This is a genomic window from Saccharopolyspora indica (genome assembly GCF_027853965.1).
GTDB classification, from domain to species: Bacteria; Actinomycetota; Actinomycetes; order Mycobacteriales; family Pseudonocardiaceae; genus Saccharopolyspora; species Saccharopolyspora indica.
This window is the reverse complement of record NZ_JAQGLB010000009.1, coordinates 266,605-293,426: the sequence shown is the minus strand read 5'-3', so window position 1 is coordinate 293,426 and position 26,822 is coordinate 266,605. Positions and strand designations below refer to the sequence as shown.

The 26,822-nt window shown below is 68.1% G+C and carries 29 protein-coding genes and 2 tRNA genes; 16 read left to right on the top strand and 15 right to left on the bottom strand.

Annotated features, from left to right (window positions below; genetic code table 11):
• Positions 1–26: 26 nt before the first annotated feature.
• On the bottom strand, positions 27–818 hold the full coding sequence (locus OU416_RS21570) for an NAD(P)-binding domain-containing protein (RefSeq protein WP_270928805.1): 792 nt from the start codon (positions 816–818) through the stop codon (positions 27–29).
• Between the two features lie 170 nt (positions 819–988).
• Here OU416_RS21570 and OU416_RS21565 point away from each other — a divergent pair, with 170 nt between their 5' ends.
• Positions 989–1,474: an Lrp/AsnC family transcriptional regulator gene (locus OU416_RS21565; protein WP_270928804.1), complete on the top strand. Its 486-nt coding sequence runs from the start codon at positions 989–991 to the stop codon at positions 1,472–1,474.
• A gap of 102 nt (positions 1,475–1,576) precedes the next feature.
• Here OU416_RS21565 and OU416_RS21560 read toward each other — a convergent pair.
• The 3 genes from OU416_RS21560 to OU416_RS21550 all read right to left on the bottom strand — a co-directional run bounded on the left by OU416_RS21560 (position 1,577) and on the right by OU416_RS21550 (position 3,185).
• Positions 1,577–1,651: transfer RNA gene (locus tag OU416_RS21560), tRNA-Ile, on the bottom strand.
• A gap of 206 nt (positions 1,652–1,857) precedes the next feature.
• Positions 1,858–2,064: a hypothetical protein gene (locus OU416_RS21555; RefSeq protein ID WP_270928803.1), complete on the bottom strand. Its 207-nt coding sequence runs from the start codon at positions 2,062–2,064 to the stop codon at positions 1,858–1,860.
• Between the two features lie 515 nt (positions 2,065–2,579).
• A complete protein-coding gene (locus OU416_RS21550) occupies positions 2,580–3,185 on the bottom strand; it encodes a TetR/AcrR family transcriptional regulator (protein ID WP_270928802.1) in 606 nt (201 codons plus the stop codon).
• Positions 3,186–3,252: 67 nt separating this feature from the next.
• Between OU416_RS21550 and OU416_RS21545 the strand changes: the two genes are divergently transcribed.
• From OU416_RS21545 to OU416_RS21535, 3 genes are read left to right on the top strand one after another with little or no spacing between them, the layout of a single operon-like run.
• Positions 3,253–3,468 (top strand): hypothetical protein, encoded by a 216-nt coding sequence (locus OU416_RS21545; RefSeq protein ID WP_270928801.1) that lies wholly within the window; start codon positions 3,253–3,255, stop codon positions 3,466–3,468.
• Entirely contained in the window at positions 3,465–3,923 is a 459-nt protein-coding gene (locus OU416_RS21540; protein ID WP_270928800.1) for a hypothetical protein, read from the top strand. The genes OU416_RS21545 and OU416_RS21540 overlap by 4 nt, the downstream gene beginning before the upstream one ends.
• 18 nt (positions 3,924–3,941) lie before the next feature.
• Positions 3,942–4,328, top strand: a complete 387-nt coding sequence (locus OU416_RS21535; RefSeq protein WP_270928799.1) for a CPBP family glutamic-type intramembrane protease — start codon at positions 3,942–3,944, stop codon at positions 4,326–4,328.
• Here OU416_RS21535 and OU416_RS21530 read toward each other — a convergent pair.
• Complete coding sequence (locus OU416_RS21530; protein WP_270928798.1) at positions 4,325–5,143, bottom strand: alpha/beta fold hydrolase; 819 nt, start codon at positions 5,141–5,143, stop codon at positions 4,325–4,327. The genes OU416_RS21535 and OU416_RS21530 overlap by 4 nt on opposite strands.
• A gap of 63 nt (positions 5,144–5,206) precedes the next feature.
• Here OU416_RS21530 and OU416_RS21525 point away from each other — a divergent pair, with 63 nt between their 5' ends.
• From OU416_RS21525 to OU416_RS21500, 6 genes are all read left to right on the top strand, one after another.
• A complete protein-coding gene (locus tag OU416_RS21525) occupies positions 5,207–6,229 on the top strand; it encodes a sigma-70 family RNA polymerase sigma factor (protein WP_270928797.1) in 1,023 nt (340 codons plus the stop codon).
• A gap of 38 nt (positions 6,230–6,267) precedes the next feature.
• Positions 6,268–7,503 (top strand): hypothetical protein, encoded by a 1,236-nt coding sequence (locus tag OU416_RS21520; protein WP_270928796.1) that lies wholly within the window; start codon positions 6,268–6,270, stop codon positions 7,501–7,503.
• 131 nt (positions 7,504–7,634) lie between these two features.
• Complete coding sequence (locus OU416_RS21515) at positions 7,635–8,486, top strand: SAM-dependent methyltransferase (RefSeq protein ID WP_270928795.1); 852 nt, start codon at positions 7,635–7,637, stop codon at positions 8,484–8,486.
• 83 nt (positions 8,487–8,569) lie between these two features.
• Positions 8,570–9,190: a hypothetical protein gene (locus OU416_RS21510; RefSeq protein ID WP_270928794.1), complete on the top strand. Its 621-nt coding sequence runs from the start codon at positions 8,570–8,572 to the stop codon at positions 9,188–9,190.
• A complete protein-coding gene (locus OU416_RS21505) occupies positions 9,190–9,732 on the top strand; it encodes a hypothetical protein (RefSeq protein ID WP_270928793.1) in 543 nt (180 codons plus the stop codon). The genes OU416_RS21510 and OU416_RS21505 overlap by 1 nt, the downstream gene beginning before the upstream one ends.
• Before the next feature lie 87 nt (positions 9,733–9,819).
• The gene (locus tag OU416_RS21500) at positions 9,820–11,823 is read left to right on the top strand and encodes a neutral/alkaline ceramidase (RefSeq protein ID WP_270928792.1); all 2,004 of its coding nucleotides are present in this window, start codon (positions 9,820–9,822) and stop codon (positions 11,821–11,823) included.
• Positions 11,824–11,982: 159 nt separating this feature from the next.
• On the opposite strand, the gene OU416_RS21495 is transcribed toward OU416_RS21500, so the two are convergent.
• Positions 11,983–12,378, bottom strand: a complete 396-nt coding sequence (locus OU416_RS21495; protein ID WP_270928838.1) for a hypothetical protein — start codon at positions 12,376–12,378, stop codon at positions 11,983–11,985.
• Positions 12,303–12,542 carry a zinc finger protein gene (locus OU416_RS21490; RefSeq protein WP_270928791.1) on the bottom strand — a complete coding sequence of 80 codons (240 nt, stop codon included), beginning with the start codon at positions 12,540–12,542 and terminating at the stop codon, positions 12,303–12,305. Before OU416_RS21490 ends, OU416_RS21495 begins: the two co-directional genes overlap by 76 nt.
• A gap of 135 nt (positions 12,543–12,677) precedes the next feature.
• On the opposite strand from OU416_RS21490, the gene OU416_RS21485 reads away from it, so the two are divergent.
• Together OU416_RS21485 and OU416_RS21480 are read left to right on the top strand one after the other, a co-directional pair.
• On the top strand, positions 12,678–13,520 hold the full coding sequence (locus OU416_RS21485; RefSeq protein WP_270928790.1) for a helix-turn-helix domain-containing protein: 843 nt from the start codon (positions 12,678–12,680) through the stop codon (positions 13,518–13,520).
• Entirely contained in the window at positions 13,517–13,717 is a 201-nt protein-coding gene (locus tag OU416_RS21480) for a DUF397 domain-containing protein (protein WP_270928789.1), read from the top strand. The genes OU416_RS21485 and OU416_RS21480 overlap by 4 nt, the downstream gene beginning before the upstream one ends.
• 60 nt (positions 13,718–13,777) lie before the next feature.
• Here the strand turns inward: OU416_RS21480 and OU416_RS21475 are convergent, their stop codons facing one another.
• Both OU416_RS21475 and OU416_RS21470 read right to left on the bottom strand, forming a co-directional pair.
• Complete coding sequence (locus tag OU416_RS21475) at positions 13,778–14,599, bottom strand: sporulation protein (protein ID WP_270928788.1); 822 nt, start codon at positions 14,597–14,599, stop codon at positions 13,778–13,780.
• A 115-nt stretch (positions 14,600–14,714) separates the two neighbouring features.
• Entirely contained in the window at positions 14,715–15,491 is a 777-nt protein-coding gene (locus tag OU416_RS21470) for a sporulation protein (RefSeq protein ID WP_270928787.1), read from the bottom strand.
• Positions 15,492–15,726: 235 nt separating this feature from the next.
• Between OU416_RS21470 and OU416_RS21465 the strand changes: the two genes are divergently transcribed.
• The 4 genes from OU416_RS21465 to OU416_RS21450 all read left to right on the top strand — a co-directional run bounded on the left by OU416_RS21465 (position 15,727) and on the right by OU416_RS21450 (position 20,300).
• The gene (locus OU416_RS21465) at positions 15,727–16,224 is read left to right on the top strand and encodes a DUF2975 domain-containing protein (RefSeq protein ID WP_270928786.1); all 498 of its coding nucleotides are present in this window, start codon (positions 15,727–15,729) and stop codon (positions 16,222–16,224) included.
• A complete protein-coding gene (locus OU416_RS21460) occupies positions 16,224–16,433 on the top strand; it encodes a helix-turn-helix domain-containing protein (protein WP_093151955.1) in 210 nt (69 codons plus the stop codon). The genes OU416_RS21465 and OU416_RS21460 overlap by 1 nt, the downstream gene beginning before the upstream one ends.
• Before the next feature lie 384 nt (positions 16,434–16,817).
• Positions 16,818–17,087 carry a hypothetical protein gene (locus OU416_RS21455; protein WP_270928785.1) on the top strand — a complete coding sequence of 90 codons (270 nt, stop codon included), beginning with the start codon at positions 16,818–16,820 and terminating at the stop codon, positions 17,085–17,087.
• A 360-nt stretch (positions 17,088–17,447) separates the two neighbouring features.
• The gene (locus tag OU416_RS21450; RefSeq protein WP_270928784.1) at positions 17,448–20,300 is read left to right on the top strand and encodes a DEAD/DEAH box helicase; all 2,853 of its coding nucleotides are present in this window, start codon (positions 17,448–17,450) and stop codon (positions 20,298–20,300) included.
• A gap of 17 nt (positions 20,301–20,317) precedes the next feature.
• On the opposite strand, the gene OU416_RS21445 is transcribed toward OU416_RS21450, so the two are convergent.
• From OU416_RS21445 to OU416_RS21420, 6 genes are all read right to left on the bottom strand, one after another.
• Positions 20,318–20,731, bottom strand: coding sequence for a TIGR03618 family F420-dependent PPOX class oxidoreductase (locus tag OU416_RS21445; protein WP_270928783.1), 414 nt, complete (start codon positions 20,729–20,731; stop codon positions 20,318–20,320).
• A 204-nt stretch (positions 20,732–20,935) separates the two neighbouring features.
• The gene (locus OU416_RS21440) at positions 20,936–22,000 is read right to left on the bottom strand and encodes a threonine aldolase family protein (protein ID WP_270928782.1); all 1,065 of its coding nucleotides are present in this window, start codon (positions 21,998–22,000) and stop codon (positions 20,936–20,938) included.
• 355 nt (positions 22,001–22,355) lie between these two features.
• Positions 22,356–22,865: a peptidylprolyl isomerase gene (locus OU416_RS21435; protein ID WP_270928781.1), complete on the bottom strand. Its 510-nt coding sequence runs from the start codon at positions 22,863–22,865 to the stop codon at positions 22,356–22,358.
• Positions 22,866–23,033: 168 nt separating this feature from the next.
• On the bottom strand, positions 23,034–24,794 hold the full coding sequence (locus tag OU416_RS21430; RefSeq protein WP_270928780.1) for a UvrD-helicase domain-containing protein: 1,761 nt from the start codon (positions 24,792–24,794) through the stop codon (positions 23,034–23,036).
• Positions 24,791–26,494 carry an ATP-dependent nuclease gene (locus tag OU416_RS21425; RefSeq protein ID WP_270928779.1) on the bottom strand — a complete coding sequence of 568 codons (1,704 nt, stop codon included), beginning with the start codon at positions 26,492–26,494 and terminating at the stop codon, positions 24,791–24,793. Before OU416_RS21425 ends, OU416_RS21430 begins: the two co-directional genes overlap by 4 nt.
• A gap of 206 nt (positions 26,495–26,700) precedes the next feature.
• Positions 26,701–26,773, bottom strand: a tRNA-Asn gene (locus OU416_RS21420).
• Between the last annotated feature and the right edge of the window lie 49 nt (positions 26,774–26,822).

The window sequence follows — 26,822 nt, the reverse complement described above, 5'->3', positions numbered from 1 at the left end:
AGCCTTCTGTCTACTGTGGAGCGATCTCACCGGGCCCATTCGCTCGTGCTGGCGGCGACGCGTCGGCGGATGTGCTCCAGCGCCTCGTCGAGCGCCGCCCTGTTCTGCTGGTCGAACCACCTCGCGCGCAGGGCCTCGTTGTTGCCTCCGGGCGTTTCGTGCGCTCGGCCGAGCTCGGACAGTCCGGTGCTCCGATCGCCGAGAGACGCGCCGACCCCGGCGAACATGCTGCGCACGTAGCCTTCCGCGGCGTGCGGATCCATGCCCTGACGTGCGATCCAGCCGGCCACGGCGTCCAGGTAGTGCAGGTAGGTGGAGATCGACGCCGTTGCGGCGGAAAGCGCGTCGAAGGTGGCGGGGTCGTCGACCACGAGAGTGCCGCCGAGCCGGTCGAACAGCTCTTCCGCGGCCGGATGCGCCGGGTGCAGCGCGGTGATGCCGCGCTGCTGCCGCACCGCCGGCAGCGGGATCGAGCGGACCACCGTCACGTCGGCGTCGAGCTGCGCCCCCAGCGCCTCGACGGACCATCCCGCGACGGCGCTGATGAGGACTCGATCACCGGGCACGCGGAGCCCGGTGAGGGCCTCGCGCACGACATCGGGGCGGACGGCGAGCAGGATCAGCGGCGCCGCGTCGACGACCGCCTGGTTGTCCGCGCGGACGTGGACGTCGGGGTGGCGGCGTGCCAGCGCGTTCGCGATCCGGGCGTTGCGCGGTGAGAGGTGGATCGTCGGGCGCTGCCCGGTCGCGGCGTTCAGCCCGTCCACGATGTCCGCGGCGATGGATCCGGTTCCGATGATGCCGATGGACTCGATCATGCGAGCTCCAGGTGGGTGCGAGCGGCTTCCGCGCCTGCGGTGAGCAGCGTGGTGATCTCGCCCGGGACGGGATCGGTGAGTGCGTTGAACTGGTTCACGGTTCGTGACGCTATGCGTTCCGACCCGGCATCCGCTTGCTTTGTCCGGGCTCGCACGCAATATTTTTGCGCGTGAGCGCACGCAGGAGACCCCTCGACGAGATCGACGCGCAGCTGCTGGACCTGCTGCAGGCCAACGCGGACCAGACGCTCCGCGAGCTCGGCGACCAGGTCGGCCTGTCCCCCAGCGCCGTCCAGCGCCGCATCACCGGCTACAAGTCCGCCGGGTTCCTGCGCACCGTCGCCGTCGTCGACACCGAGCACGCCCCGGCCCTGACGCAGGCGCTCGTCGTGCTGACCCTGGCCGAGGAGTCCCTCGATCACCACCGGCGCATCGCCGACCGGCTCCGCGCGCGGCCGGAGGTCCAGCAGTGCTACGCCCTCTCGGGCAGGTGGGACTACGCCGTGCTGCTCACGGCGACTTCGGTCCGAGCCCTGCACGACCTGAGCGACGAGCTGTTCAAGAGCGACGACAACATCCGCCGCTACGACACGATGTTCCTCCTGGACACCGTCAAGAGCGGCGCAACCCTCCCGAGCGCATTCCTGCTCCCCTGACCGCGCCGCTTTCCCGATGGCGAAAAGCGCGGCGGGAAAATGCGGGAAAGCACGGAGATCACCGAGCAGCGCCCGGCCGCAGCTGTTCCACCTGGTGTTCTGTGGGGCAGGTGGGACTTGAACCCACGACCTGACGGATTATGAGTCCGCTGCTCTGACCTGCTGAGCTACTGCCCCCGTGGCGTTGGCAACACTGGCGATCGTAGCGAGGTCCCGGGTGGTTCCGACCTTCGGGTGGACCCGCCGAGCGGCCTAGCGGCCGGTTGGTCGAACCGGTCGAATGCCCTGCGCACGGCGTTGCGCCGACCGGACTAGCGGGGCTCGGGCGGGCATGAGAAAGGGCGGCGCACCGCTGGTGCGCCGCCCTGCTGGTCGCGACCCGTTCAGCCCATGAAGCTGAAGACGTCGAACGCGCCGGTGAGCTGGCCGATGACGGCCATCGCGGCCATCAGCGCGGCGATCCCGGCCACGGTCAGCACCGACAGCATGACCAGGTAGACGAGCGCCTTGATCGGCTTCGGCAGCTTGGTCACCGAAGCGAAATCGGGCAGCGAGAGGTGCGAGTTCTTGCCGATCCCTGGTGCGGACATCCTGACTTCCCCCGTCCTGTAGTCAGTCCCGTTGGACGAACCACCAACTGCTAGAGAGACGAAGCGCAACGGCAGCCCGTTGCGCGCAAACGCATCACGAGTTCGTTTCGGTCAGCAATCGGGCGGATCAACCAGCGTGGCCGGTCGGCGGTCCGCAGGTCACGCGGCTTGCACAAATCATCTGCGCCGGCGACGTTGACCGCGAGTCGAGCAAGGACGTGATCGCGCACTGATCCGGGATTGTTATCCATCCCGGCCCCGAGTCGCCCGGACAGGTGAACTGCTGCCGTCTCGACCGCGATGCCGCGACGGTCCCCACCCGGGTACCGCGACTGCGAAAACCGCCTCAGCGCACCGCTTCCCGCGTTCGCATCCGCCGCTGATCACCCCGATTGCGGTACCGAAGTACCCACCACCGATCTTAGCGAACGCGGACGCGACACCTGCGGCGCGGCACGTGTTACGGCCATCACCCGGCGACGTCCGCATCGGACGCCGCGAGTCCACTGTGCGCGTCAGCTCCCGGCGAGCGGCGACGCCAGCTCGTCCAGGTGGTCGCGCAAGATCCGCTTGAGCTCCTTGGGCGGGTGGCGCTCCGGCCAGAGCGCGCCCTGGAACGCGAGTCCGTCCAGCAGCGCGTAGGTGCTCCGCGCGGCGCCGTCGATCGACCGCCCCTCGCCGAGGCCGCCGCTCGCGTGCAACGCCTCCACCGCGTTGCGGATCAAGCCGGCGAGCTGCCGCTCCACTTCCTCGCCCACCGCCCGCAATCCGGGATGGGTTTGCGCGCGCACCACGAAAGCCAGGTAAACGCCCTGCTCCAGGCGCCGGTCGGCGTCGAGCGGGACGAGCTCTTCCAGGAGGTGCCGGATGCTCTCGGGAGTTCCGGCGGCGTCGAGGCGCGACCGGGCGCGGACCGCCACGCGGTCGGCGACCGCGTGCATGGCGAACTCCAGCAGCTCGTCCTGGGTGGTGAAGAAGTAGCGCAGGGCGGTCGGCGACATCCGCGCCTGCGCCGCCACGGTCCGCACCGACACCGCGTGGATCCCGTCGCGCCGGGCCACCTGCCACAGCGCTTCGGCGATCTGCAGCCGGCGCTCCTCGTGGTCCACGATCTTCGGCATTGCCCTTTTATAGCACAGCTGTACAGTTACTATTCAGCACACCTGTACCAAAAAGAGGAGGGCGTCAATGCGAACGCTGCTGTGGATCGTCGGTGTCGTGCTGCTGGTGCAAGGCCTCTCGCCGCTGGTGCAGAGCGCCTTCGGCACGGATCCCGCGGAGAGCTCCTTCCTGGTCAACCTCATGCCGGGAACTCAGCCCTGGACCAACCTGGTGCTGGCCGCGCTCGGCGCGAGCGCCGTGCTCTTCGCCGAGTGGAACCACAGGCGCCGGAGCCGCAGTTGACCGCCGTCCGGTCGTCGACCCGGGCTCAAGCAGTCGTCCTGTGGATCGCCGTGGTCGGCCTGGCCACCGGGTTGCCCGCGTCGCTCGCCGGGGCGGCGGGCTGGGCCGCGGGGCGCCTGGTGCTGCCGCCGGTCGTGATCTCGGTGCTGCTGGCCTTCGCGCTCATCGGGCGGAAGTTCGCACCGCTGCGCCCGTTGCTGCTCGTGCTGGCGGCGACGGTGGCCGGGCTGCACGTGATCACCGTCGTCTCGGAGCTGCTCGGACCGCGGCTGGAGTCGCTGCCGGTGGCCGTCGGCATCCTCGTGATCAACGGCGCCAAGCTGGTCCCGCTGATCCTGGTGGCCCTCGTGCTGCTCGCCCACCGCCCGCGCCTGGCGGACTCCGCGCTGCGGTTCGGCGATCCGCGGGCGGCGACCGGGCTCCGCGTGGCCGGGCGGTCGCTGGACTGGCGGTGAGCGGGCACCGCCGTCGCCGTGCTCCTCATCGGCGGCCCGGTCCTCGCCAGCGCCGGTCTGCTCGACTCCGGCGGATTGCGCGCCGCCGCGCAGTGGCTGCCGGTGTGCGCGGTGGCGGCGCTGATCAACTCCGCGGCGGAGGAGTTCCTGTTCCGCCACGGCATCAACGCCGTCACCGCGCCGCTGCTCGGCCGCACCGAGCTGATCGCGCTGACCACGCTCTACTTCGGGATCACACACCTCAACGGCACTCCCGGCGGGATCACCGGCGTCCTGCTCGGCGGCGGGTTCGGCCTGGTCCTGGCGATCGCCGTCGCGCAGACGCGCGGCTTCTGCTGGAACTGGCCGCTGCACTTCGCCGCGGACCTGGTGATCTTCTCCCTCGGCGTCGCCATCGCCGCCTAGCCCGGCAGCACCTCGCGGAGCCGGGCTTCGAAGGCGGCCGGAGCACCGGCGAAACCGATGTGATCGCCGGGGAACAGCACCGGGTCGATGCCCAGCTCCGCGGCCAGCGCCTTCGAGGTGCGCTCGCACAGCTGCCCGCCCGACTCCTCGCCGATGCCGACCACGATCCGGTCCGCCACCGCGCGCAGGGCTTCGAGATCGGGCGTCCAGTGCGAGGTGCCGCGGAGCATGTGCGCGTGCTGGTAGTGGTCGTCGGCGATCTGCTGCGCGTCGCGCTCGCCGCCGAAGATCTCCCCGACCGCCTCCGGCGGCAGGTCGATGTTGGCCATCGCCAGGAACTTCCGCCATCCGCCCAGGTGGTCGCCGGAGAGGTGGGTGGCGATGATGTCCTCGGTGCCCTCGCGCAACTGCTCGCGGTCCGGCAGCAGCTCGCACAGCGGCGGCTCGTGGGCCACGACCGTGCTGATCAGCTCGGGCCGCGACTGCGCCAGGGCGAGGGCGCTGACCGCTCCCCCGCTGGAGCCGAGGACCACCGCAGGCCCGGCGTCGACGTGCGTGATGAGCCGGGCCAGGTCGTCGGCGCGCAGCTCCGGCGTCGAGTCCTGCTCGGGGTCGTCCAGCGGGCTGCGGTTGATGCCGCGCGGGTCGGTGGTGAGCACCGCGTGGTCGGCGGCCAGCAAATCGGCCAGCGGCTCGAACGAGCGGGCGTCCATCGGAGCTCCGGCCAGCACCACGAGCGGCCCGCTGCCGCGCACCTCGAAGTGCAGCTGGCCGTCGGGCACCCGGAGCAGACCGGTGGTGGGTGCGTTCGTCATGGTGGTCCTCCTGGAAAGCGGTTCACCGGTTCTGACCGGAGCCGCGGAGGCAGAATCATCGCCGTGAGCGAGATTTCTTCCAGCGCGGTCGACGACCTGGCCCTGGCGCGCGCAGGGGACGACGCGGCGTTCGACCGGCTCGTGGCACCGCTGCGCCGGGAGCTGCACGCGCACTGCTACCGCATGCTCGGTTCCTCCTACGACGCCGACGACGCGCTGCAGGACGCGCTCGTTCGGGCGTGGCGCGGGCTGGCGCGGTTCGAAGGCCGCAGCTCCGTCCGCACCTGGCTGCACACCATCGCCACCCGCACCTGCCTGGACACCATCGAGAGCCGCGGCAAGCGGGCCTTGCCCGTCGACCTCGGGCCGTCGAGCGAGCACGCCGTCGTCGACGCCGCTCCGCGCACCGATGTCGCGTGGCTGGGGCCTTACGCCGACGCCGGGCTCAGCAGCGGCCGGGCCGCGCCGGAGGCGCACTACGAGCAGCGCGAGGCCGTCGAGATCGCCTTCGTCGCCGCGATGCAGCACTTGCCCGGCAACCAGCGGGCGGCATTGCTGCTGTTCGAGGTGCTGGGCTTCTCCGCCGCCGAGATCGCCGAGGTGATGGACACCTCGACCGCGTCGGTGAACAGCGCGCTGCAGCGCGCCCGCCGGATCGTGGCCGAGAAGGTGCCGTCCCGCTCCCAGCAGCAGGCGCTGAGCCGGCTCGACGACGGGCGGATCCAGGAGGTCGTCACCGGATTCGCCACCGCGCTGGAACGCGGCGACGCCGATCTGCTGCTCTCGCTGCTCACCGTCGACGTCACGTGGTCGATGCCGCCGCTGCCGCACTGGTACCGCGGCGTCGAGGCGGTGCTGGACTTCGCCGTCCAGGTGCCGCTGACCTCGTGCGGGGCCTGGCGGCACCTGCCGATCAGCGCCAACGGCCAGCCCGCGGTGGCCTGCTACCTGCGCCGCGACGGCGAGACCGCGCACCACCCGTGGGCGATCAACGTGCTGACGCTGCACGACGGGCTGATCCGGGAGATCACCGCGTTCATCGGCGCCGAGCACTTCGCGCTCTTCGGGCTGCCCGGGAAGATCTAGAAACCGCCCGGGCAGCGCAGCGCTGGTTCGGTCGGGCGATGCCCGCGACGTCCGGACCACGACGATCCGCCATCACCACCGCGCTGCTCGCCCCGTCCGGCCGACGCCGCGCCCCGGGTGCCGAAGTGCTGATCACCCGGCGCGATCCGCGGCGCGGCAGGGGTTTCCGCGCGGACGGCACCATGGTGGGTGCGGGCCGGAAACCGGGATGCTGGGGAGCAGCCGTGACTCTGATCGCGTTCTCCGACGACGAGCACGAACACGAGCTGGACGCGCACCGACCGGACCTGGGACATCCCGGGAAGTTCCAGCGGGAGCGCTTCTACGCGCACCGCACGAACCCGCACCGGCGCTACGCGCGCTGCATCGAACGCCATCCCGTCTACCTGAGGCGCAATCCCGGGTCCGGCAGCGGCTTCCACTGGACGCACCGCGCCGGGCGCACCTGCTCCCGGCCCGTTCCGCCGGAGCCGTCGGACCGGCAGGTGCGGAAGATGCTGCGGGCCCGCACGGCCCGGGCCTTCAACAAGGCGGGCAACGAGCGCCGCAGCTCGGGCCTGCGGTTCCAGTGCCCGGACGGCACCCGGTTCACCATCCAGGTCCAGGTCCGGGGAGCGGCGCAGGTGCCGTGCGTGCGGCTCCTCCGGCCCGCGCGGAACCAGCGCCGCGACATCGCCGAGATCGAGGTCTTCGTCGCCGGCGTCGTGCACCCGAGCTGGGAGGACTGCGGGCGCGGCGGCCAGTGCTGGCGCAGGCGGTTGCGCGGCACCGGCCGCTGCCCCGGCCACCTGCGGTGGCGGGCCGCGGTCCACGACGAGGAAGTCGTCGACGCGACGACCTCGCGCTACGCGGGCCGGGCCGCGATGCTGGGCATCGACACCTTCGCCGAGCGCATCACCAGCGGCGAGCTCGTGATCGTCGCCGCGCCCCGGGACGACCGCCCGGACACCTTCCCGGTGATCTCCACCCCTGACGGCGCCGAGCAGGCCGCGCGGTACGGCGCGGATCTCGCGGAATGGCGGAATCGCAGCACCATCGGGCGGATGGCGGACCGGGCGCGGAAGATCGCCGCCGTGCGCGGGTCGTTCGTCCGCGTCGTCCCCGACGTGGACCGGCTCCTCGACCAGCTGGCGCGGCCCGGCAGCACCGTGCTGACCGGCGAGATCTTCCTGGTGCCCACCGAATCCGACCGCGACCGGATCGCCGCTGCCGGCGCCGCGCGGGAGTGGTCGCGGCGGCTCCGGGCCGTGATCGCGATGCCGGTCGGGTATTGACACCATTTCCGAGAACGCTGGAATATTCCAGCGAAAGTCGTTCTCGACAATTCCCGGCAAACGCGAAACGTCGTCGAGTTGATGTTGTACCTTGAGTCGATCTCCGGCCTTCGCACGAGGGGACGACAACGATGGCGGAAGCACCGGGACCGCTGGAACGACTCATCGGATCCGAATCCGGAATCGAGCACGTACCCGCGGAGATCAACACCGAGAAGGTCTCGATCGCCCGCATCTACGACTACTCCCTCGGCGGCAAGGACAACTTCGCGGTGGACCGGGCCGCGGCCGCGGCGATGATGGAAGTGGTGCCGGAGGCCATGCTGCTGGCCAAGGCGAACCGGCACTTCCTGCGGCAGGCGGTGCGCTTCCTGGTCGGCGAAGCGGGCATCCGGCAGATCGTGGACATCGGCTCCGGGCTGCCGACCGCGGGCAACGTGCACGAGATCGCGCAGGAGATCGCCCACGAGACGCGCGTGGTCTACGTGGACAACGACCCGATCGTGCTCGCCCACGGACGCGCCCTGCTCGCCTCCAACGACCGGACCGCCTTCCTCAACGCGGACCTGCGCGAACCGGATGCGATCTTCGAGCACCCGGAGACCGCGCGGCTGATCGACCAGTCCGAGCCGTTCGCCGTGCTGCTGGGCGGCATCCTGATGCACCTGGAGGACGAGGAGGACCCCGAGGGCGTGGCCGCGGGCATCCGCGACCGGCTGCCCTCCGGCGGTTTCCTGATGGTCTCCAACACCTGCGACAACGGCGAGCCGCGCGCCATGGAGCTGTCCCGCGTGTTCGCCGAGAGCGGCATGGGCAGCCGCTGCTTCCGCGGCTGGGACGAGCAGATCCGCTACTTCGACGGCCTCGACCTGGTCGAACCGGGCCTGGTGCCGCACAACCAGTGGCGCGCGGGTCCGGACATGCCGGAACCGGACAGCCCGGCGCACAGCATGCACATCGGCGGCATCGGCCGGAAGCCCTGATCGCACCGAAAACCGATCCTGCCGGTGCGCAAGTGGTGACATAATGCGCACGATCGATCACCGCACGGGAACGCAGGAGTCGGATGCACGGCAAAGGCAAGTTCACGTTCGTCGCCGTGGCCGTCGGATTCGCCGGCTTCATCGGGTTCCTGGCCGACAGCCTCAGCGTGCTGGACTGGTTCACCGGCAGCACTGATGCCGCCACGACCAGCCCGGCCGCACCGCCCACCGAGGAACCCGGGATGTCCGCGCAGCCCTCGGCATCCGCCACCCCTGTCGCGCAGTTCCGGTTCGGCGAACCGGAGGAGGTCGCGTGGAGCGTGACCGACACTGCGTGCGGAAACGTGAACGAGATCAACTGGGATGACCTCGGCAGCTCCCCCGCTGCCGACCCCGGCGAAGCCGATTTCTCCTACGGGCGCAGCGATTGTTCGAATGCATCGTTCCACGCCACGCACGGCGGCTTGGTCCCGCCCGGAACCGCCTTGGACGCCATGTCCTGCCGCAGCGCGGCGATGGCCGGCACGCTGCCCATCTGGGTCGACAGCGACGAGGTGAACGAACTGGGCCTCGTCCCCGGCGCCGCCATCTGCATAGTCACCGATCAGAAGCGCGTCGTGCGCGCAGAGATCGAGAACGTCACACCGGACAGCCCCCGTTCACCCTCCCTGCGCGGCAGAGCCAAGATCTGGATCCTGGAGTGATGCCGCAACGTCGGAGGGCGGCTTTCCTGCTCGCAGCCGCTTTCGTCGCCGGATGCTCCAGCGAACCCGAGGACACCACCCCTCCACAGCTACGCGCGCCCGCCGCCGCCTACTTCCCGCCGGAAGTCGTGCCCTGGGGCGTGAATTCTCTGAGCTGTGAGATGCACGAGATCGACTGGGACGACACCGGGACTCGCCCCGAGAGCGCGCCGGGCGAGCCGGACCTCGCCTACAGCGGGGAGCACTGCTTTGAGGACTGGTTCAGCGACTACCAGGGCAGCGCCATGTCGATCGTGCGAGCCGGTGCGTTCCTCACCCCGGCCGAGTGCCACCGGGCCGCGACGGTTCCCGGGGTGCCGGACGTGCTGCGCGAGGAGACCGGAGCGGACATCCTCGACGTCCTGCAACCGGGCACCGCGGTGTGCGTGGTGACCGATCGCGGCCGGGTCGTCCGCGCCCGCATCGACGACGTCGATCCGCCGGACCACCAGCCGACGTTCCGGGGCGAGGCCACCGTGTGGACGCCGAAACCGGCGCGCTGATCCCCTTGGCAGGGTGAACTGAATCACGTAGCCTCCTGTCACCCAAGAACGTGAAATTGGTTCGCATTCATCGAGGAGTGCAGGCCCATGCCCGTTGCCAGGAGGCAGGTGCTGGCGGCCGCGGCGGCGGCACCGCTGGTCGCTTCGACGCTCGGCGGCACCAGCGCCGCAGCCGAAACCGTCCGCGAGACCGGGGACTACCTGGTGGGCCGAGGCATGGCCGACGTCACCGGCCCGGCCGCCGAAAACGGCATGATGGGCTACTCGATGCCCCAGCAGCAGACCGCGGGCATCCACCTGCGCACCCTCGCGCGCGCGTTCGTCGTGGCCGACGGCGACAAGCGCATCGCGTTCGTGACCGCCGAGCTCGGCGCGGTGTTCCAGTCGGTGCACCAAGGAGTGCTGCGCAAGCTCCGGGAAACCCACGGCGACCTCTACACCGAGCAGAACGTGCTGCTCAACGCCACGCACACGCACGCGGCGTGCGGCGGCGACTCGCACTACGCCGCCTACGACCTCGCCATCCTCGGTTTCCAGGAGCAGACCTACAACGCCGTCGTCGACGGCATCACCGAGGCGATCTCCCGAGCGCACGCCGACCTCAAGCCCGGCACCGCGCACCTGGGACGAGCCCTGCTGACCGACGCCAGCGCGAACCGGTCCCGCAGCGCCTTCGACCTCAATCCCCAGCCGGACAAGGACCACTTCCCGCTGGGCATCGACCCGGCGGTGACCGTGCTGCGCTTCGCGCAGGGCAGCCGGGACGTCGGCGCGATCACCTGGTTCGCCACCCACGGCACCTCGATGACCAACACGAACCGGCTGATCAGCTCGGACAACAAGGGCTACGCCGCGTTCGCCTGGGAGCAGCTCGACGCGGACTTCGTGGCCTGCTTCGCGCAGACCAACGCCGGCGACATGTCGCCGAACCTGAACCTCTCGCCCGGCTCCGGCCCCACCGAGGACGAGTTCGAGAACACCCGGATCATCGGCGACCGCCAGTTCCGCGCCGCCAAGCGCGCTTTCGACGCGTCCCAGGAGCAGATCACCGGCGCGGTGGACCACCGGATGTGCTTCGTCGACCTGTCGAAGGTCACCGTGGACGGTCGCTTCACCCCGGACGGCGAGCAGCACTCCACCTGCACGGCGGCGATCGGCGTGTCCATGCTCGCCGGGAGCCGGGAGGACGGCCCCGGCCTGCCGATCCCGGAAGGCATCCGCAACCCGTTCCTCGACTGGCTCGGCGGCGCGGACGCACCGATCCCCGCCGGGCTGGCCGACGCGCAGGCGCCCAAACCGATCGCGGTGCCCTTCGGCGCGATGAAGCCCTACCCGTGGTGCCCGGAAGTCCTGCCGCTCCAGCTGATCCGCATCGGCCAGCTGCACCTGGTGGCGGTGCCCGCCGAGTGCACCATCGTGGCCGGGCTGCGGCTGCGCCAGGCGGTCGCCGACGAGCTGGGCGTGCCGCTGGAGAACGTGCTGGTGCAGGGCTACGCCAACGCCTACAGCCAGTACGTGACCACGCCGGAGGAGTACGACGCGCAGCAGTACGAAGGCGCTTCGACGCTGTTCGGCCGCTACACGCTTCCCGCCTACCAGCAGGAATTCGCCCGACTGGCCGCGGCGATGCGCTCCGGCACCGCCGTGCCGCCCGGCCCGACCCCGCGCGACCTGCGCGGCAAGCTGATCAACTTCCAGCCGGGCGTGGTCTTCGACGACAAGCCACCGGGCCGCGAATTCGGCGACGTGCTCACCGAACCGGCCAACCGCTACCGCCGCGCCGAGCAGGTGACCGCGGAGTTCGTGACCGGCCACCCGAAGAACGACCTCCGCACCGGCGGCACCTTCGCCGAGGTCCAGCGCCAGGTGGGCGGCGAGTGGCGGCCGGTGGCCGACGACCGCCACTGGTCGACGAAGTACCACTGGACCCGCTCGCTCGGAGCGACCTCGACGGCCAGGATCACCTGGGACATCCCGCCGAACACCCCGGCGGGCCGCTACCGGATCGTCCACCACGGCAACTGGAAGAACGGCTGGAACGGCGAGATCAGCCCCCTCACCGGAACCACCAGAACCTTCGTGGTCGGTTGACCTGCGTTAGAAGCGGATGGCCGGGCGGTGTCGGGGACGTCGACGAGCGACGCACCACCCGGCCATCCGGGGTGCCCGACCGCCGTGGGAACCCGGCGGCGGGCACGTGGTGAGGAGCGCGGCCAGGGAGGGGAAGCCGCAGATCTCCCCACCAGGCCTTCAGATCTGGTGCAAAGCGGTCAGAATCCGCTGCATCATCAACGGATCCCGCGACGACGAGCCGAACGCGGGCGGACTCATCTCGACACGAGGCAGCTGATCGGTCTCCGCACCGTCCAACCCGCGACCCGGAGGTCCTGGCTCGCGCAACCGATGTCGACCGGCGGTTTCGGCTTCACGGGCAGCTTGAGCCAGCAGGTGCGACACGGTCAGCGCACCTTCGCCGGAACCGGCGTGCTTGCCGTACTCGATGAAGTGCCGGGCCACCCACCACATCGCGAACCCGAACCCGGCAACGACGAGCACCATTCCAGCTGAAATCATCGCGCACCGCCCACCGGGGGAAGACCGGCGAGCTTGTGAGCAGCCCGGTTGCACGCAGAACAGGTCGGCCACAACCAGGCGATCTCGCTCGAATCGGCCTGAACGGACTCCTCGCACAAGGTCGAGACCTCAGTGCCAGCTGGGTAAACCAGAGTGCCGACCGGACGAGCATCGGTACTCGCGTGCCGCTGACCAGCGCCCGGCACCCAGTGGAAGGGATGAGCTCGGTACGACATGAAGCCTCCCGCCAGATCATCACCAGCAGCTCCGTCGCTGCTGCATGCATCAAGTATGTGATGCATGCAGCATTTCCGCTATTACTCGATCAGCTGACGCTGTCATGACGATCTGTGCACGCCTACGATTGCTGCATGGCTAGCAGCGCTGACACTCCGCGCGCACGCGCATTGGGAGTGGAGCTACGACAGGCACGCGAACGGCGCGGCTACTCAACACGCAAGCTCGCTGAGATGATCGAGCGCAGTAGTTCGCACATATCGCGTTGGGAGAACGGCAAACTCATTCCCAGCGAGGCAGACACTGCCACCGTGCTGGCCGTCCTCGGAGTCAACGGTCCGGACCGCGAACGTCTTCTCGAACTTGCACGCGATGCACTCGACCCGAACTGGGTCGCGCCAGGTATCGACAAGCAGCTAGCCGCACTGACCGAGTACGAGCGCACCGCCACCACGGTGATCAACGTCGAGCCGCTGATGATCCCGGGACTGTTGCAGACCTACGAGTACGCCCGCCACATCATGGTGGCCTACGGCCAGTCACGCGGCGAGGCAGATCAACGCGCAACGCTCCGGATCGGTCGACAGCATGTGCTCACCGACAAACCGCCCAAGAAGCTCATCGCCATCGTCGGCGAGTACGCACTACGCCACTCGGTTTGCCCGGATGACGTGATGGTCGAACAGCTCCACCAACTGCTGAAGATCTCCGCGCTGAGCAACGTGACGTTCCAAGTCCTGCCGATGGAGCGCCCCTCTGCCGCCGCCCTGAGCGGCCCGTGGGCACTCCTTGAGTTCCCTCGCGCGAAACCAGTGCTGCATCTCGAACACTTCCGTTCGTCGGCGACGATCACGGATGAGAAGACGGTGAAGAGCTACCGAGCCGCAGCAGACGAGCTGCTCGATCTGGCGATGAGTCCGGCTGAAACAGCAGCGCTCGTCGCCGATGTCATCAAATCCAGGGAGACGACATCATGACGAAACCGCACCGCCCCGAAGGATGGCGGAAGTCGAAGTACAGCGGTGGCCAGACCAACTGCGTCGAAGTCGGCCGCGTCGACGGTGGCGCCGCTGTACGCGACACCAAGAACCGCGCCGCAGGGCACTTAACCACCACCGCCGGTCAGTGGGCGGCGTTCCTCGGCGCGATCAAGGACGGCCGCTTCGGCGGGTGAGGGTTCAGGCCCGTGAGTGTTTTGGGGCGCTATGGCACCCCGAAACACTCACGGGCTCTTTCACACCCAGCCGGCGTTGAGGCCTTCCAGGCGCTGGTGCAGCTCGGCGGGCCAGTCGACCTGGCCCACCGCCGCGTAGTCGATGTGCAGGACGTTCTTGACGTCGCGGTCGCCGACCATCAGGACCTTGCGGTTGGCCTCCAGGACCACGTCCATGCCGTCCGGGCCCGCGAAGAACGAGACCTCCAGCTCGTTGATCTGCCCGTACCTCGGCGAGGCGCTGAACTCGATCTCCTGGTGGAACGGCAGCTGCTGGCGGGTGCCGCGGAACTGGCCCATCTCCACGTCGGCGTGGTGCAGTCGGAAGCCGAGGGCTTCCACCGCTTCCAGCAGCACGTGCTGCGCGGGCAGCGCGCCGATGCCGATCGGGTCGGTGTCGGTCGAGTCGAACGAGCCCTTGATCTCCAGCTGGGTGCGCACCGCGACGAACATGCCCGGCAGCGGGCCGTGCTTGTAGTGCGTGATGGGCGTTTCGAACGGCACCGGCGCCTCGAACGGGAACTCCACCACCTGCCCGGGCTGCAGGACCACTCCCTGCTGCACGTGAACTCGCCCGAAACCGCGCGTGACCTCCCGCTTCTCGTCGCGGTACATCTCGTGGCGGTGCGGGTTGTCGTAGTTGTGCCGGATGCGGTCGGGGATCTCCTCCTTGACCTGCGTGACGAACTCGACGGTCACGCCGTCCAAGGGCTGCTGGACCTCCCCGCCCCGCAGCCGGACGGTCCCGCGCACGACCCCACCGGGCTGCACCCCCGGAGTGCCCAGCACGGTATCGACCTCAGCGCCACCGACACCGACGGCGGCCAACAACTTCTTGAACATGCCGCCCAGTGTCGCGTCCCGAGCAGTCCGAGGTCTGCCGAACACGCGAATCCGACCGGCGGGGGCCGTGAGTGTTTCGGGGCGTCCCAGCACCCCAAAGCACTCACGGTCTCTTTCACAGCCAGCCGGTGCCGATTCGCTCCAGGCGCTGGTGGATCTCGGCCGCCCAGTCCACCTGGTGCACTGTCGCGTAGTCGACGTGCAGAACGTTTGTGACGTCGCGCTCGCCGGTGAGCAGGCCGGGCCTGCGGTCCGATTCCAGGACCACGTCCATGCCGTCCGGTCCGGCGAGGAAGGACACCTCCAGCTCCTGGATCCGGCGGTACCTCGGCGAGGCGCTGAACTCGATCTCCTGGTGGAACGGCAGCTGCTGGCGGGTCCGGCGGAACTGGCCCATCTCCACGTCGGCGTGGTGCAGGCGGAAACCCAGCCGCTCCACCGCCTCCAGCAGCACGTGCTGCGCGGGCAGCGCACCGATGCCGATCGGATCGGTGTCGGTCGCGTCGAACGCCCCCTTGATCTCCAGCTGGGTGCGCACCGCGACGAACATGCCCGGCAGCGGCCGGTCCTTGTAGTGCGTGATGGGCGTTTCGAACGGCACCGGGGCCTGGAACGGGAACTCGACGACCTGACCCAGCTCCAGCACGACCCCGCGCTGCACGTCGACCCGCCCGACGGGGCGCATCATCTCGCGCTCCCGGTCATCGGCGGTCTCATGCTCGACCCGCGTGACGAACTCGACGAAGACGCCGTCCAGGTGCTGCTGGACCTCGCCGCCGCGCAACCGGATGTCCCCGTGCACGACACCACCTGGCTGCACTCCGGGCGTGTGCAACACGGTCTCCACCTCGGCGCCACCGATCCCCACGGCGGCCAACAACTTCTTGAACATGCCGCCCAGTCTCCCGTTCCGAGGAATCCGAAGTCGACCGAACGGCCGAATCCGGGCTGAGGGCTTCGCTGCGCTCTGCTCGCCGGCGCTTTCCGCTCTGGGGAAGGGGACGTCGTGGGTGAACAGCGGCGCGCGCTGCTCATCGCCACCGACCGCTACTCGGACAAGACCTTCCACCGCGATCCGGCGCCGTTGACCTATTGATTTTCGATAGGTTCCGATCGATAATCGATGCATGCACTCGTTCATCATCACCGCCCTCCGGATCGGCATCGTCGGCGCGATCGCAGCCGGCCTCTTCGGCCAGATCGTGGTCATCCCGACGACGGCGGCCGACGAAGTCGAGCTCTTCCCGCCCTACGCTCCGCTCGCGGTGCCCTACGCGACGGCGGCGATCATCGGCGTGGCCTGCGTCCAGATCGTGCTCGTCGCGGCGTGGATGCTGCTCGCGATGGTCCAGCGCGACGCGATCTTCAGCTCGCGGGCCTTCCGCTGGGTCGACGCCATCATCGGCGCCACGCTGCTGGCCACGCTGGTGGCGGCCGGGGTGGCCGGTCACCTGGCGGTGGCCGAGATCCCGTCGCCCGACGACGGCATGGCGGTCATCGGTGCGCTGGGTGCCGCGACCGCGTGCGTCGGCGTGGGGGCGTCGTTCGCGATGGTCGTGGTGATCATGCGCAACCTCCTGCGCAAGGCGACCGAGATGAAGACCGAGATCGCCGGGGTGATCTGATGGCGATCATCGTCGACCTCGACGTCCAGCTCGCCAAGCGCGGCATGTCGGTCGGCGAGTTCGCCGAAGCCGTCGGCATCACGCCCGCCAACATCGCGGTGCTGAAGAACGGCCGGGCGAAGGCGGTCCGGTTCACCACGCTCGACGCGATCTGCCGCACGCTCGACTGCCAACCCGGAGACGTGCTCCGCTGGGTCCCCGACGACTGACGCGCAGTTCGCACAGCGGAATTCAGACTTCGGTGGTAGAGCTACGCCGAATTCGCCGCCATACGAGATATCGGCGAACTCCGCGAGCCGAAATCCGCACCGGCACCGCATCGATCCGCGCGGGAATCGTGAAACTCCTTATTCGCAGCGATCACGCCGGTTTTCGCTGTGAGGAAGCGGTTTTCCGGCTTCGACCCGCCAGATCAGCCGATGGAACGGCGCAATCATCCGCAAGGGTGGCGAAAGATTCCCTTTGGGGTGGTTGCGAAGGCGCACCGACCCGAACCGATGCACTGTACATCTTGCCGATCGGCGTGCACCCCCCAGGTCCCGGAAATCCGGGACAGCCGCCGAACGGCCCGAATATGGATGGGAGTTCATGCAATGCGCACTACGCTTCGTCTGATCGGTGTCACTGCTGCCTGCGCCGCTGCTCTGGCGGTCGGGTCCCCCGCCTTCGCTGGTGGGCACCACGGGGACAACGCCGGGTCTTACGCCCAGGGCGGCAACGGCGTCGGCGGCAACGGCGGCGTCGGCGTCAACGTCCTGAGCGGCCTCAGCGTGCTGTCCAGCGGTGACGGCGGCAACGCCTCCGCTGGTAACGGTGGCGCGGGTGTCGGCGGCGACGCCAACTCGGGCGCCTTCAACGGCTGACGCCTGATCTACGCCTGATCGAAGAGTGCGCCGACCGGCTCCCACCGGTCGGCGCACTCGCGCGCGCACCCGTTCCGCGGTCACCGGACTCGATCCCGACTCGCCGACGCGAGGCACGGCCGCTTCCCCGGTTCGCGTTCTCGATACCCTCGGCGATCACATCGTCCTCGCTGCGGAGGATCACTGCTGGTGGGAAGCGACTTCTCTGCTGCAGGCGCCGACGGTTCGACGGTGCCCGAGTTGATGTCCCGTCGTTGGGGAGTGCGACCGACGGCGAGCTCGCCGTGGATGAACGCGCCGGGCTGGTGGTACCAAGCCGCAACGCCTCGTGAATGCCCGGGCTGCGGCACGACTTTGCACGTGTTCCGGAAGGTCTACGACGGCCCGCGCAAGCAGGGACGCGACCGGGCCGGACTGCTGGCGGCGGTGGTGTGCCCGCGTTGCCCGGCGACCTTCCAGCTGCGCGATCTCGGCCTCCGCACGTACGCGCAGCTCATGGATGGCTCATCTCGCTCCCGCCCGAACTGCGATGCCGGGCCCGGGGTGACCGTTCAGGCGATCCCCGCCCGGCACGCGGCCGCGTTCGTGGACGAACTCATGAACGGCGCACGTGTCGTCGCCGCCGAACCGCGGCTGCTGCACTGGGTCAAGACCAGCGATCCGGACGTCCTCATCGCCCGGCAGCCCCCGGGAACCGACGTCCGGGTGCTGCTGCCGCTGGAACCGGGGTTCGACGCGCTCGCCCGGCGCCTCGACGCTGACGGGATTCCGCACCGGCGGGTCCGGTACTGGGTCGAGGACGAAGCCATCAGCACAGTCGGCCCGGGAGGCCGTCTCGCGCACTTGCGCGTCACGCCGGAGTCCACGCCGCAAGGTGCGATCGCAGCGCGGGACGCGTTCGAGCTGATGTGGGAGACCCACGACGACGTCCCAGGTGAGGGGCCGGTCGATGCCGTGGTGCCCGGCGAGTGGCTGCCCTACCTGCCGCACCCGACGTTGAACCCCGCTCAGGCCCAGGCCGCGCCGACCATCGTCGGAACGGATTCCCCGGTGATCATCACCGCGCCCACCGACGCGGGCAAGACCGTGATCGGGATGATGGCGGTGCTCAAGGCGATGCTCCAGCACGGCAGGAAGGCGGCCTGGCTGGTACCGCAGCGGTCGCTGACCGCGGAACTCGACCGGGAGCTGGGCCGGTGGCGAGCGCTCGGGATCCGGGTGGAACGGCTCTCCGGCGACTACGCCATCGACCGGCAGCGCATTCGAGACGCGGACGTGTGGGTGGCGACGACCGAGAAGTTCGAGTCGCTGTGCCGGACCGCCTCGCTGCGCACCGCGTTGGAGCAGGTCGGCTGCCTCGTCGTCGACGAGATCCACCTGCTCGGCGACCCGCACCGCGGGCCGGTGCTGGAGGCGCTGCTGGCACGATTCGCCGAGAACGGCGCTCCGGTGCGGATGGTGGGCTTGTCGGCCACGGTGTCCAACGCCGCCGACATCGCTTCCTGGCTGCGCGCCGAGCTGATCACCACGACCTGGCGCCCCACCCGGCTCACCTGGCAGCTCCCGGTGATCCCGGACACCGGCGACCGCAAGGCCGACCAGGACGCACGCACCCGACTGGCCGTCGCCCTCACCGCCCGCATCACCGCTGACGCCGGGAGCGTCCTGGTGTTCTGCGGCAGCAAGCACAACGTCCGCGCGACCGCCCTGGCCCTCGCGCGAGCACGCGGCGCCAACACCGACGACGTCGCCGCCGACGACCTGGAACGGCTCGAACGCGTCTGCACCTCGGTCGGCATCGGCATCCACTACAAGGACTGGGAGCACAAGCACGCCGCTGAACAGGGATTCCGCGACCGGGAGCTCGACGTTCTCGTGGCCACCACGACGGTCGCCGCGGGCGTCAACCTGCCGGCCCGCGCCGTCATCGTGCGCGACACCCAGCTGGGCACCGCCACCATCGACACCGCGACCGTGCAGCAGATGTTCGGCCGCGCCGGACGCATCGGCGCAGGGGAGATCGAAGGCTGGGCCTACCTGATCAACACCGCCGCCGAACGCGCGACGTGGCAGCGCCAGCTGACCGCGGGCTACGCGGTGCGGTCCCAGATCGCCGCCAACCTCCCGGATCACCTGCTGGCCGAACTCGCCCAGGACCGCATCCGCACGACCGCCGACGCCCAGCTCTGGTGGCAGCAAACCCTGGCCCACCACCAGGGAGATCAGGACAGCGCTCCCGTGCAGGCCGCGGTCGAACAGCTCCTGCGGCACGGCTACCTCACTCAGGCCTCCTCGCTGACCGTCACCGATCTCGGGCACCTGACCACCCGCCTGATGATCAACGTGCGGACCGGGAACGAACTCATCGCCGCACTCGCCGGAAAGGCCGCCCCCGAAACACCGCAGCAAGCCGAAGAACTGCTCTCCCGCGCGGTGGCCGACTGCGTACCGGCATTCGCCGAAGCCCCCATCGCCGACAACCTCCGACCCCGGGTCGCAGAGGCCCTCCGAGCAGTCGGCGGCTCGACCTCGCAGGCCGATGGTGCACACCGGTGCGAACCGGGCGACCTCGCGCAGTGCGCGTTCCTGCTGGTAGCCAGCACACCGCGCGCGTTCGCCGGCTCTCCCCGCGCCATCGCCGGACTCCCGCTCGCCGCCCTCCAGCCGATCCTCGCCGAAGCACCCCGCTACTTCAGCTGGCTCGCCGAACAGGGCCACCTCGGCACCGTCCACCCCTGGATCGCGATCACCGCGGCAGATCTCGGCCGCCGAATCCGCTGGCGCAGCACGGCACCACCACGCGGCGCAGGCCGTCTACTGTGGATCTGCGAGCAGCTGGCCACCCCAGAACACGCCGACCACCTCATCCCCCGCCTCTACCGCGCCGCCCGCGAAGCGGGCCACACCGCCCCGGATTGGCCCCACACAACGCCACCCCGCGACTGCCGCCTCAACCACACCAGCTACCAAAGCCTCTTGCGCGCCCGCGCCACCGGTACCCGATTCACCACCGAGAACGGCCGGCTGAGCGCACACCTTCCCGGCGAAACCACCATCGCCGCGTGGACCGGTGCGAACTACACCATCCACACCAGCTCAGCAGGACACGCTGCCTGCCCCAACGGCTCGGCAGCTGTCGCATTCACACCACGTGGCGACTACTACGCCCACGGCTGGCCCACCGTGTACAACGCCATCGACTCGGCCACCTGACGTCGCCGAGAAGCTGTTCACCTCGGCGGGAAGGGCTCGACGCCGACGATTCGGCGCACCTTGAGAGGCTCGATCACCACCGTAATCCGTTGTTCCCCCGGCAGCAGCCACTCGTACGAAGTGCCCAGATACTTGCGCGCGAGCCGATCCATGTCGTGTTCGGCCTCTGGGCCCTCGACGAAACGAGCTACGCGGCCGTGGATCTGAACGCGATCGAACGGATCGGAGTGGTGTGAAAGGCACACTCGCGGATCACGGCGCAAATTGCGCTCCTTGAGACGTCCCACCGAGGTGTTGAACCAGGGATTGTCGCCGTCAACCCCGACCCACATCGGAGTCACGTGCGGTGCCCCGTCCGGACACGTGGTCGCCACGAACCACACGGCTGCCGCCACGAGCCGCTCCCGCACGTCCTCCGTCAGCTCCTGCACCCCGACCTCCCCACATCGCCCGGTTCGCGGCCGCCGCTTGCGCCAACCGCACCATCGACGTCATTGAACCGGGAGCAGCCTCAGCGGGGCCAGACTCCGCTGGGGTCAATCCGACTTCTCCGGGGCGCAGCTGTGGAGACTTTCAGCGGCGCTTCTGGCGCACTGCCAAGCCAGGGTTCTGGAAGCTGGAGCGCCACGTGCAAGTCACCCGGCCTGCGCGCGGGTCACCAGATCGCGGACGAGTTCCACCACCTCGGCAGGGCTGAACTCCATCGCGTTCTCGCCGACCGTGATCTCGAAGGAGCACCGCGACGGATCAGGTGATGAGCGGACCTTGATGAACAACTGCGTGCCGGTCTCGGCGAGCATCCGAGCACCGGCCTGCTCGACCGCGGCTTTGGTGGCGGGAACGTGCACGTGGAACAACGGGGTCTGCGGCGGGTCGGGAAACACGCGCACGACCCCGTCCGCGTTGAGCGCGGCCGCGATCGCGACAGCGTGGTCGCGGAACTCCGCCATCCGCGGCACGAGCCGCTCCAATCCCACCAGAGCTCCCAGCGCCAGCGGCCATGCGTTCGGGATCGCACCGCCGAGGCGTTTTCGCCACACCGCGGCCTCAGCCACCGTCGCCTCATCACCGGCCAGCACAGCTCCCCGAACACCCTGAAGTCCTTTGTAGAGCGACACGTAGACGGTGTCGAAGAGCCCCGCGATCTCCGCGTGCGGGCGGTCGTAGAACGGTTGCGCCTCGAAGATCCGCCCACCGTCGAGGTGCACCGCCGCGCCCCGCGACCGGACCAGCTCGACCTGCTCGCACAACTGCACCCACTCCGGCAGCAGCCCACCCAGATCCCGCTGCGGCAACTCCCACACCACAGCGGCCAGCGGCTCACCAACAGCAGCCAGATCCGCCGTGCTCAGCAGCTGGTTCCGATCCCCGACCCGGTGAAACCGCAGCCCGTGGACCGCGTTGTAACCCTGCAGCTCCCAGTTGTCCAGGTGCAGGTGCGGATGCCCGGCGAAGGTCCACCGCCCCCGCCGCTCGGCGTGCACCCGTAACGCCACCTGCTGAGCCATCGCGCCGGTGGGGAAGAACAACGCCGCCGGAGTCCCCACCAACTCGGCGATCCGCGCCTCCAGCACGGCCACCGGCTCCTCGGGCGAGGTGTCCGGACCGACCAGGTCGACCCACTCCCGCAGCAGGTCGTGGGGCTTGCGTCGAAGATCGGAGTGCAGAGCCAAAGAACGCCGAATCACCGGAGTACCCATGGCCCCAGACCCTGCCAACGACCACCGACAGAACCGACTGCTGCTTCAAACGGTCGGCACGTCGAAGAGGGCGAGCTGGCCGTCTTCATCCTCGGGGAACTCGGAGCCCGAACAGGGGTCGGGCGTCCCGCACAGCTCGAGCGCAGCCCCTGGTCGATGATCCTCTGGACGAGAGAAGGATCTGGAATCATCGCCGCTGAGGAAAGTCGGCAATCCATTGCCAACGGGTCCCGCCGAAACAAGAAGCCCAGGTCGTTGACCTGGGCTTTGCGCTCCTCCGACCGGGATCGGACCAGCAGGGCTGCACCCGCCGCCTAGTGCGGCCGTGATCCGGAGTCGTGGTGCTGGCGCCTTGTCAGAGCTGGCCGCTGGCGTCGATGCGGACCGGCTTCAGCGGCTTGTCGTTCCGCCCCGTCTTGTTCTGCTCGATCGCGTCCAGGACGGGGAGGCCCTCGATCAGCTCGCCGAAGACGACGTGCCGCCCGTCCAGGAAGCCGGTCTCGGTGAAGGTGACGAAGAACTGGGAGCCGTTGGTGTTCGGGCCCGCGTTCGCCATGGACAGCTGGCCGCGCTTGGTGTGCTTGGCGGTGAAGTTCTCGTCCTTGAACTGCCCACCGGGGTAGATGCTCTTGCCGCCGGTGCCGTCGCCCTTGGTGAAGTCGCCGCCCTGGGCCATGAAACCGGGGATGACGCGGTGGAAGAAGGAGTCCGCGTAACCGAAGCCCTTCTCCCCCGTTGCCAGGGCGCGGAAGTTCTCGGCGGTGTCGGGCACGATGTCGTTGTACAGGCTGAAGACCATGCGGCCCACCTGCTTGCCGTCGATGGAGATGTCGAAGTAGACCTCGGGCCTGCTGGTGTCACTCATGCCCGCGATCCTGTCACGCCACCCGCACTGCGGCAGTGGCGACCTCGGACGACGACCGACAGTCCAAGGCTTTTCTCGCCGTCGCGCGCGGGGCGTTCATCGCTGGCGCCCGACAGCAGGTGCCATCCATCAGACGGTCTCGATGTTGCCGGCACCCTGACGTTCATCTCACAGGAGTCCGGCTTCGCTCAGGAATCTGCTGGGGCCGGCCGTCGTCGTCTTCCCCGAAGCCCATTCAACGAATTCCGAGTAGAACATGTGCACTTGATTCCGCGCTCGTGTTATAGATACGTAGAACTTGCGGCGATCCTCTGCGAGTTCCGCCGGGTTGTAAATCGACTTGAAGTGCGGAATCCCCTTATCGTCGAGCCCTACAATAAGGACCACGTCGAACTCCAGCCCTTTACTTGAAGTCATGGTGGTAACCTCAACGCGATCGACTTTACGAGCGCGCTCCGCGAGACCTTTGATAGTCAAACCTACTAGCGCTCCTTCAGTGAGACTCTTCTTCATTTCAGCCAGAATCAAGGCCTCATCCGACATGGACGGCCGTTGCAACCCACGGGCCAAGCCGAGTTCGAGAAGCCGCTCCAGCAGGTCATGCGCGGTCATCTGCTCGCCGGAGTCGAGGCTCATCAGAAGCTCGGCCAGGGCGACGTCCTGCTCACGTGTCCACATTGGACCAACAAGGTTCCGCCACTGCCCGAGGAGATCCGCCAGTCTGTAGTTGCTCCGCTCACGGTCAAGCGTGCTCCATGCCGCGCACGCCTCGACGAACGCGGTTGAGGTCGACTGCCGATATTCGGCACCTCGGACGAAGGCCGGGATGTTGCTCGCCCTCAAGGTTTCCGCGACCCGCTTGCACTGATCGTTACGCAGGCAGATCACCACGATCTCGTGCAACGCCACATCATCTGCCACTGCATTACGCACGGCTGCGACCACCGACCGGCACTGTCCCGCGAATCCATCTGGGCAGTAGTTGACCGATACATGCCCGCCGTCACGCTGGCCGACGACCGGGCTTGTACCTTTTCGAACGCGGTCCGCGACGCGGATGATCTCCTTACCACAGCGGTAGTTGATCTCGAGCGGTACCGCCGTGACGTCTGGCAACCCGGCCAGCTCGGCCAGCAATTCCGGCCTGCTTCCTGTCCATCCGAACACCGCTTGTTCAGGATCACCGACGGTGAAAAGCGTTGCACTACCGCTCTGGCCGAAGCACATCGCCCGAACGAGGCGGTCGAGTCCTGGCGCGAGATCCTGGTACTCGTCCACGTACAGGCACGGGAACCGTGCGATGAGCGCCCGTCGGACGAGTTCGTGTTTCTCCACTAGTTCGACGGCGGCTGCTACCACGCCGTCGAAGTCGATGAGTTCCTGCTCAGCCAGCTTTGCTTCGTACTTCCGTGCTGCGGCCAGGGTCTTATGGCCACTGCGCGACCACTGGTCGTCGCTGGACAGCCGCTTCCGGTGGAATTCGATGGTGGATCGGATATGACGGGTGTCCGCACGCGACCCGAAGACTGCACCGATCGCTTCTTCGTAGGCACCGTTGATTTGGGCGTCGCTTCCGATCGATGCCCTCGCGAGGTCAGGCCGCCCGGCGACAGCGGCGAAAGGCGCGATGACCCGGCGCAAGGCAAAGCTGTGAACGGTCCCTACGAACAAGGACGACCGCCCGGGAGGGACGAGTACGTCGAGTCGACGCCTGAGTTCGTCAGCGGCTGCGTTCGTCAGCGTGATGCACGCGGCACCATGGGGAGACGGGATGGTGTTGAACAGGTCATAGGCGAGCCTAGTGGTCAGCAGCTTCGTCTTCCCGCTGCCGGGCGGCGCCAGTACGACGCAATGACCCTGCGTCTCGAACGCCTTGGCCTGCTGCGGATTGTGCCGAAGTTGTGCAATCGACTCCGACAATCTGTTCACTGCGCCGCCAGGTACTCGAGCGCGTCGCGAACGTGAGCCGCCGGCACGAGTTTGTGCAGAGCCACACGTTGAGCGAACCTACCCTTGCCACCCACCTTCCCAATAACGCTGATCAACTCATCACAAGAGGGTGCAGAACCACCCCAGCCGTTGATCGCATCGGCGACACTCGCCGACCCGAGTTCCCGCAAGGTGTCGAAGAACGGGCCGACATTCGCGGAATCGGCCAGCACAACATCATGCTCAAAAGTCGTACCACCAACGAAGATCCCGTGGTCCGCTGGAGGCCCGCTCTTCCGAATTCGCTGAACCAGATTCGCTGCCCGGTTCGCGCCAGCACCACCATCGCCGTCGGTCAGGACAGCCCACGGGATCTCCAGCGCTTCGCAAAACGCCACGTATGTACCGAAGTGGGTGCCGCTAACCGAGCACACTGTGATTCCGAGCTTGTCGAGATCCATTCCGCAGGACCTCGCAAGTTGCGGGACAAGAACCTGTTCGGCGTACCCCTCGACCAGGAGAACCCGCCTGGCGAATACGAGTTCAGCTCGTGTCGCGTCGAGATAACGAGCCAGATCGTCCCACTCCTGCGGACTGAGATCGGCCTGATGGGCCGCAGCCGCTGCGGTCTGCCCATTCACCGTGCGCAGGAGAACAAGACTGCGCGGCGAAGCAACACTCGCGATGTGCGGCGACTGCGTGGTGACCAAAGCAGTCCGCGTCTGCGGAGCCTCAGTCAGCAACCGCTTGAAGACCAACCGCTGCATGTGCGGATGCAGGTGCGCCTCGGGCTCTTCAATCGCCATCACCACATGTGCGATGTCAGCATCACGGAGGCGCTGTTCGAGCCCCAGCTCCAGCAAGGCCAGGTAGAGCACGTTGAGCGTGCCCAGGCTGGTGCTGCCAAGGTGACGATGTGCGGAGCCGTCGACGTACAGCTTCATGTTCCGGATGAGCCGCAACGGATCGTCCGGGGCAACCGCGAGTTCGGTCTCCAATGCCTGGTTGTCGCCTACGATCTCGAGGACACGCGCCGCAATGTCAGCACCGACGTTCTTGATCTCACTGAGATCGTTGATCTTGGCGTTGGCTTCCTTCATCGCCTCGCGAACAACACCGAGATCTGATTCCTCGATCGACTTGGCCGCCGCCTCCAGAAGCGTGCGCAGCGGCGATCGGTGCCAACTGGCCAGATCAGTCTCCGCATCGCGGAGAGCATGCAGGAACGCCATGTACAGATACCCGCGGAGGTCGCTCGAAATGAGCTGGTCCTCGTTGTCCCCGCCGAAGATCGTTGGACGGTACTTGACCGGACCTGTATCCGTCCCGGTGTCCATCGGAGCGAAGCGGTACGTCAACCTCGCACGGGCTTCCGACTCCTGGACCAAGGCGTCGCTCAACGCAACCATCAGCTTGGCATCGTCTTCGAAGTCAACGATCTCGACGGAGATCTCGATGACTTCACCCGACGCCATCGGATCCCAGTCATCACTTCCATCGGACAGCCCGTCCCAGAAGTCGCTTCGCCCGAGGTAGCGATCGAACTTCGACAACGCCGGGTCCAGCACCAGGCGGAGCGCATGCACGAGATTGCTCTTGCCCGACCGGTTCTCGCCGACGATGACCGCGCTCGGCTCAAGACGAAGATCCAGATCAGCGAGGTTCCGGAAGTTGTTCACCCTCAAACGATCGATGCGCACTGGCTCTCCATCAATACGAGAGTTAGATCATCGGAGCGTGAAAAGCTTACTCCCCACCCGATCGAGCCAGAGATCCGCCTCGGCCTCCCCTTCAACGGCACGCACGCAGCACGCGAGCGAACGCTCACCGTGGTCCACCGCGCTCGGCAGGCGTCGTACCACCTGAACTCAAACAAGAAGCCCAGGTCGTTGACCTGGGCTTTGCGCTCCTCCGACTGGACTCGAACCAGTAACCCTTCGATTAACAGTCGAATGCTCTGCCAATTGAGCTACGGAGGAATGTTCTTTTGTTTCATCAGCTCGTCGCGCTGACATGGACTACTTTAGC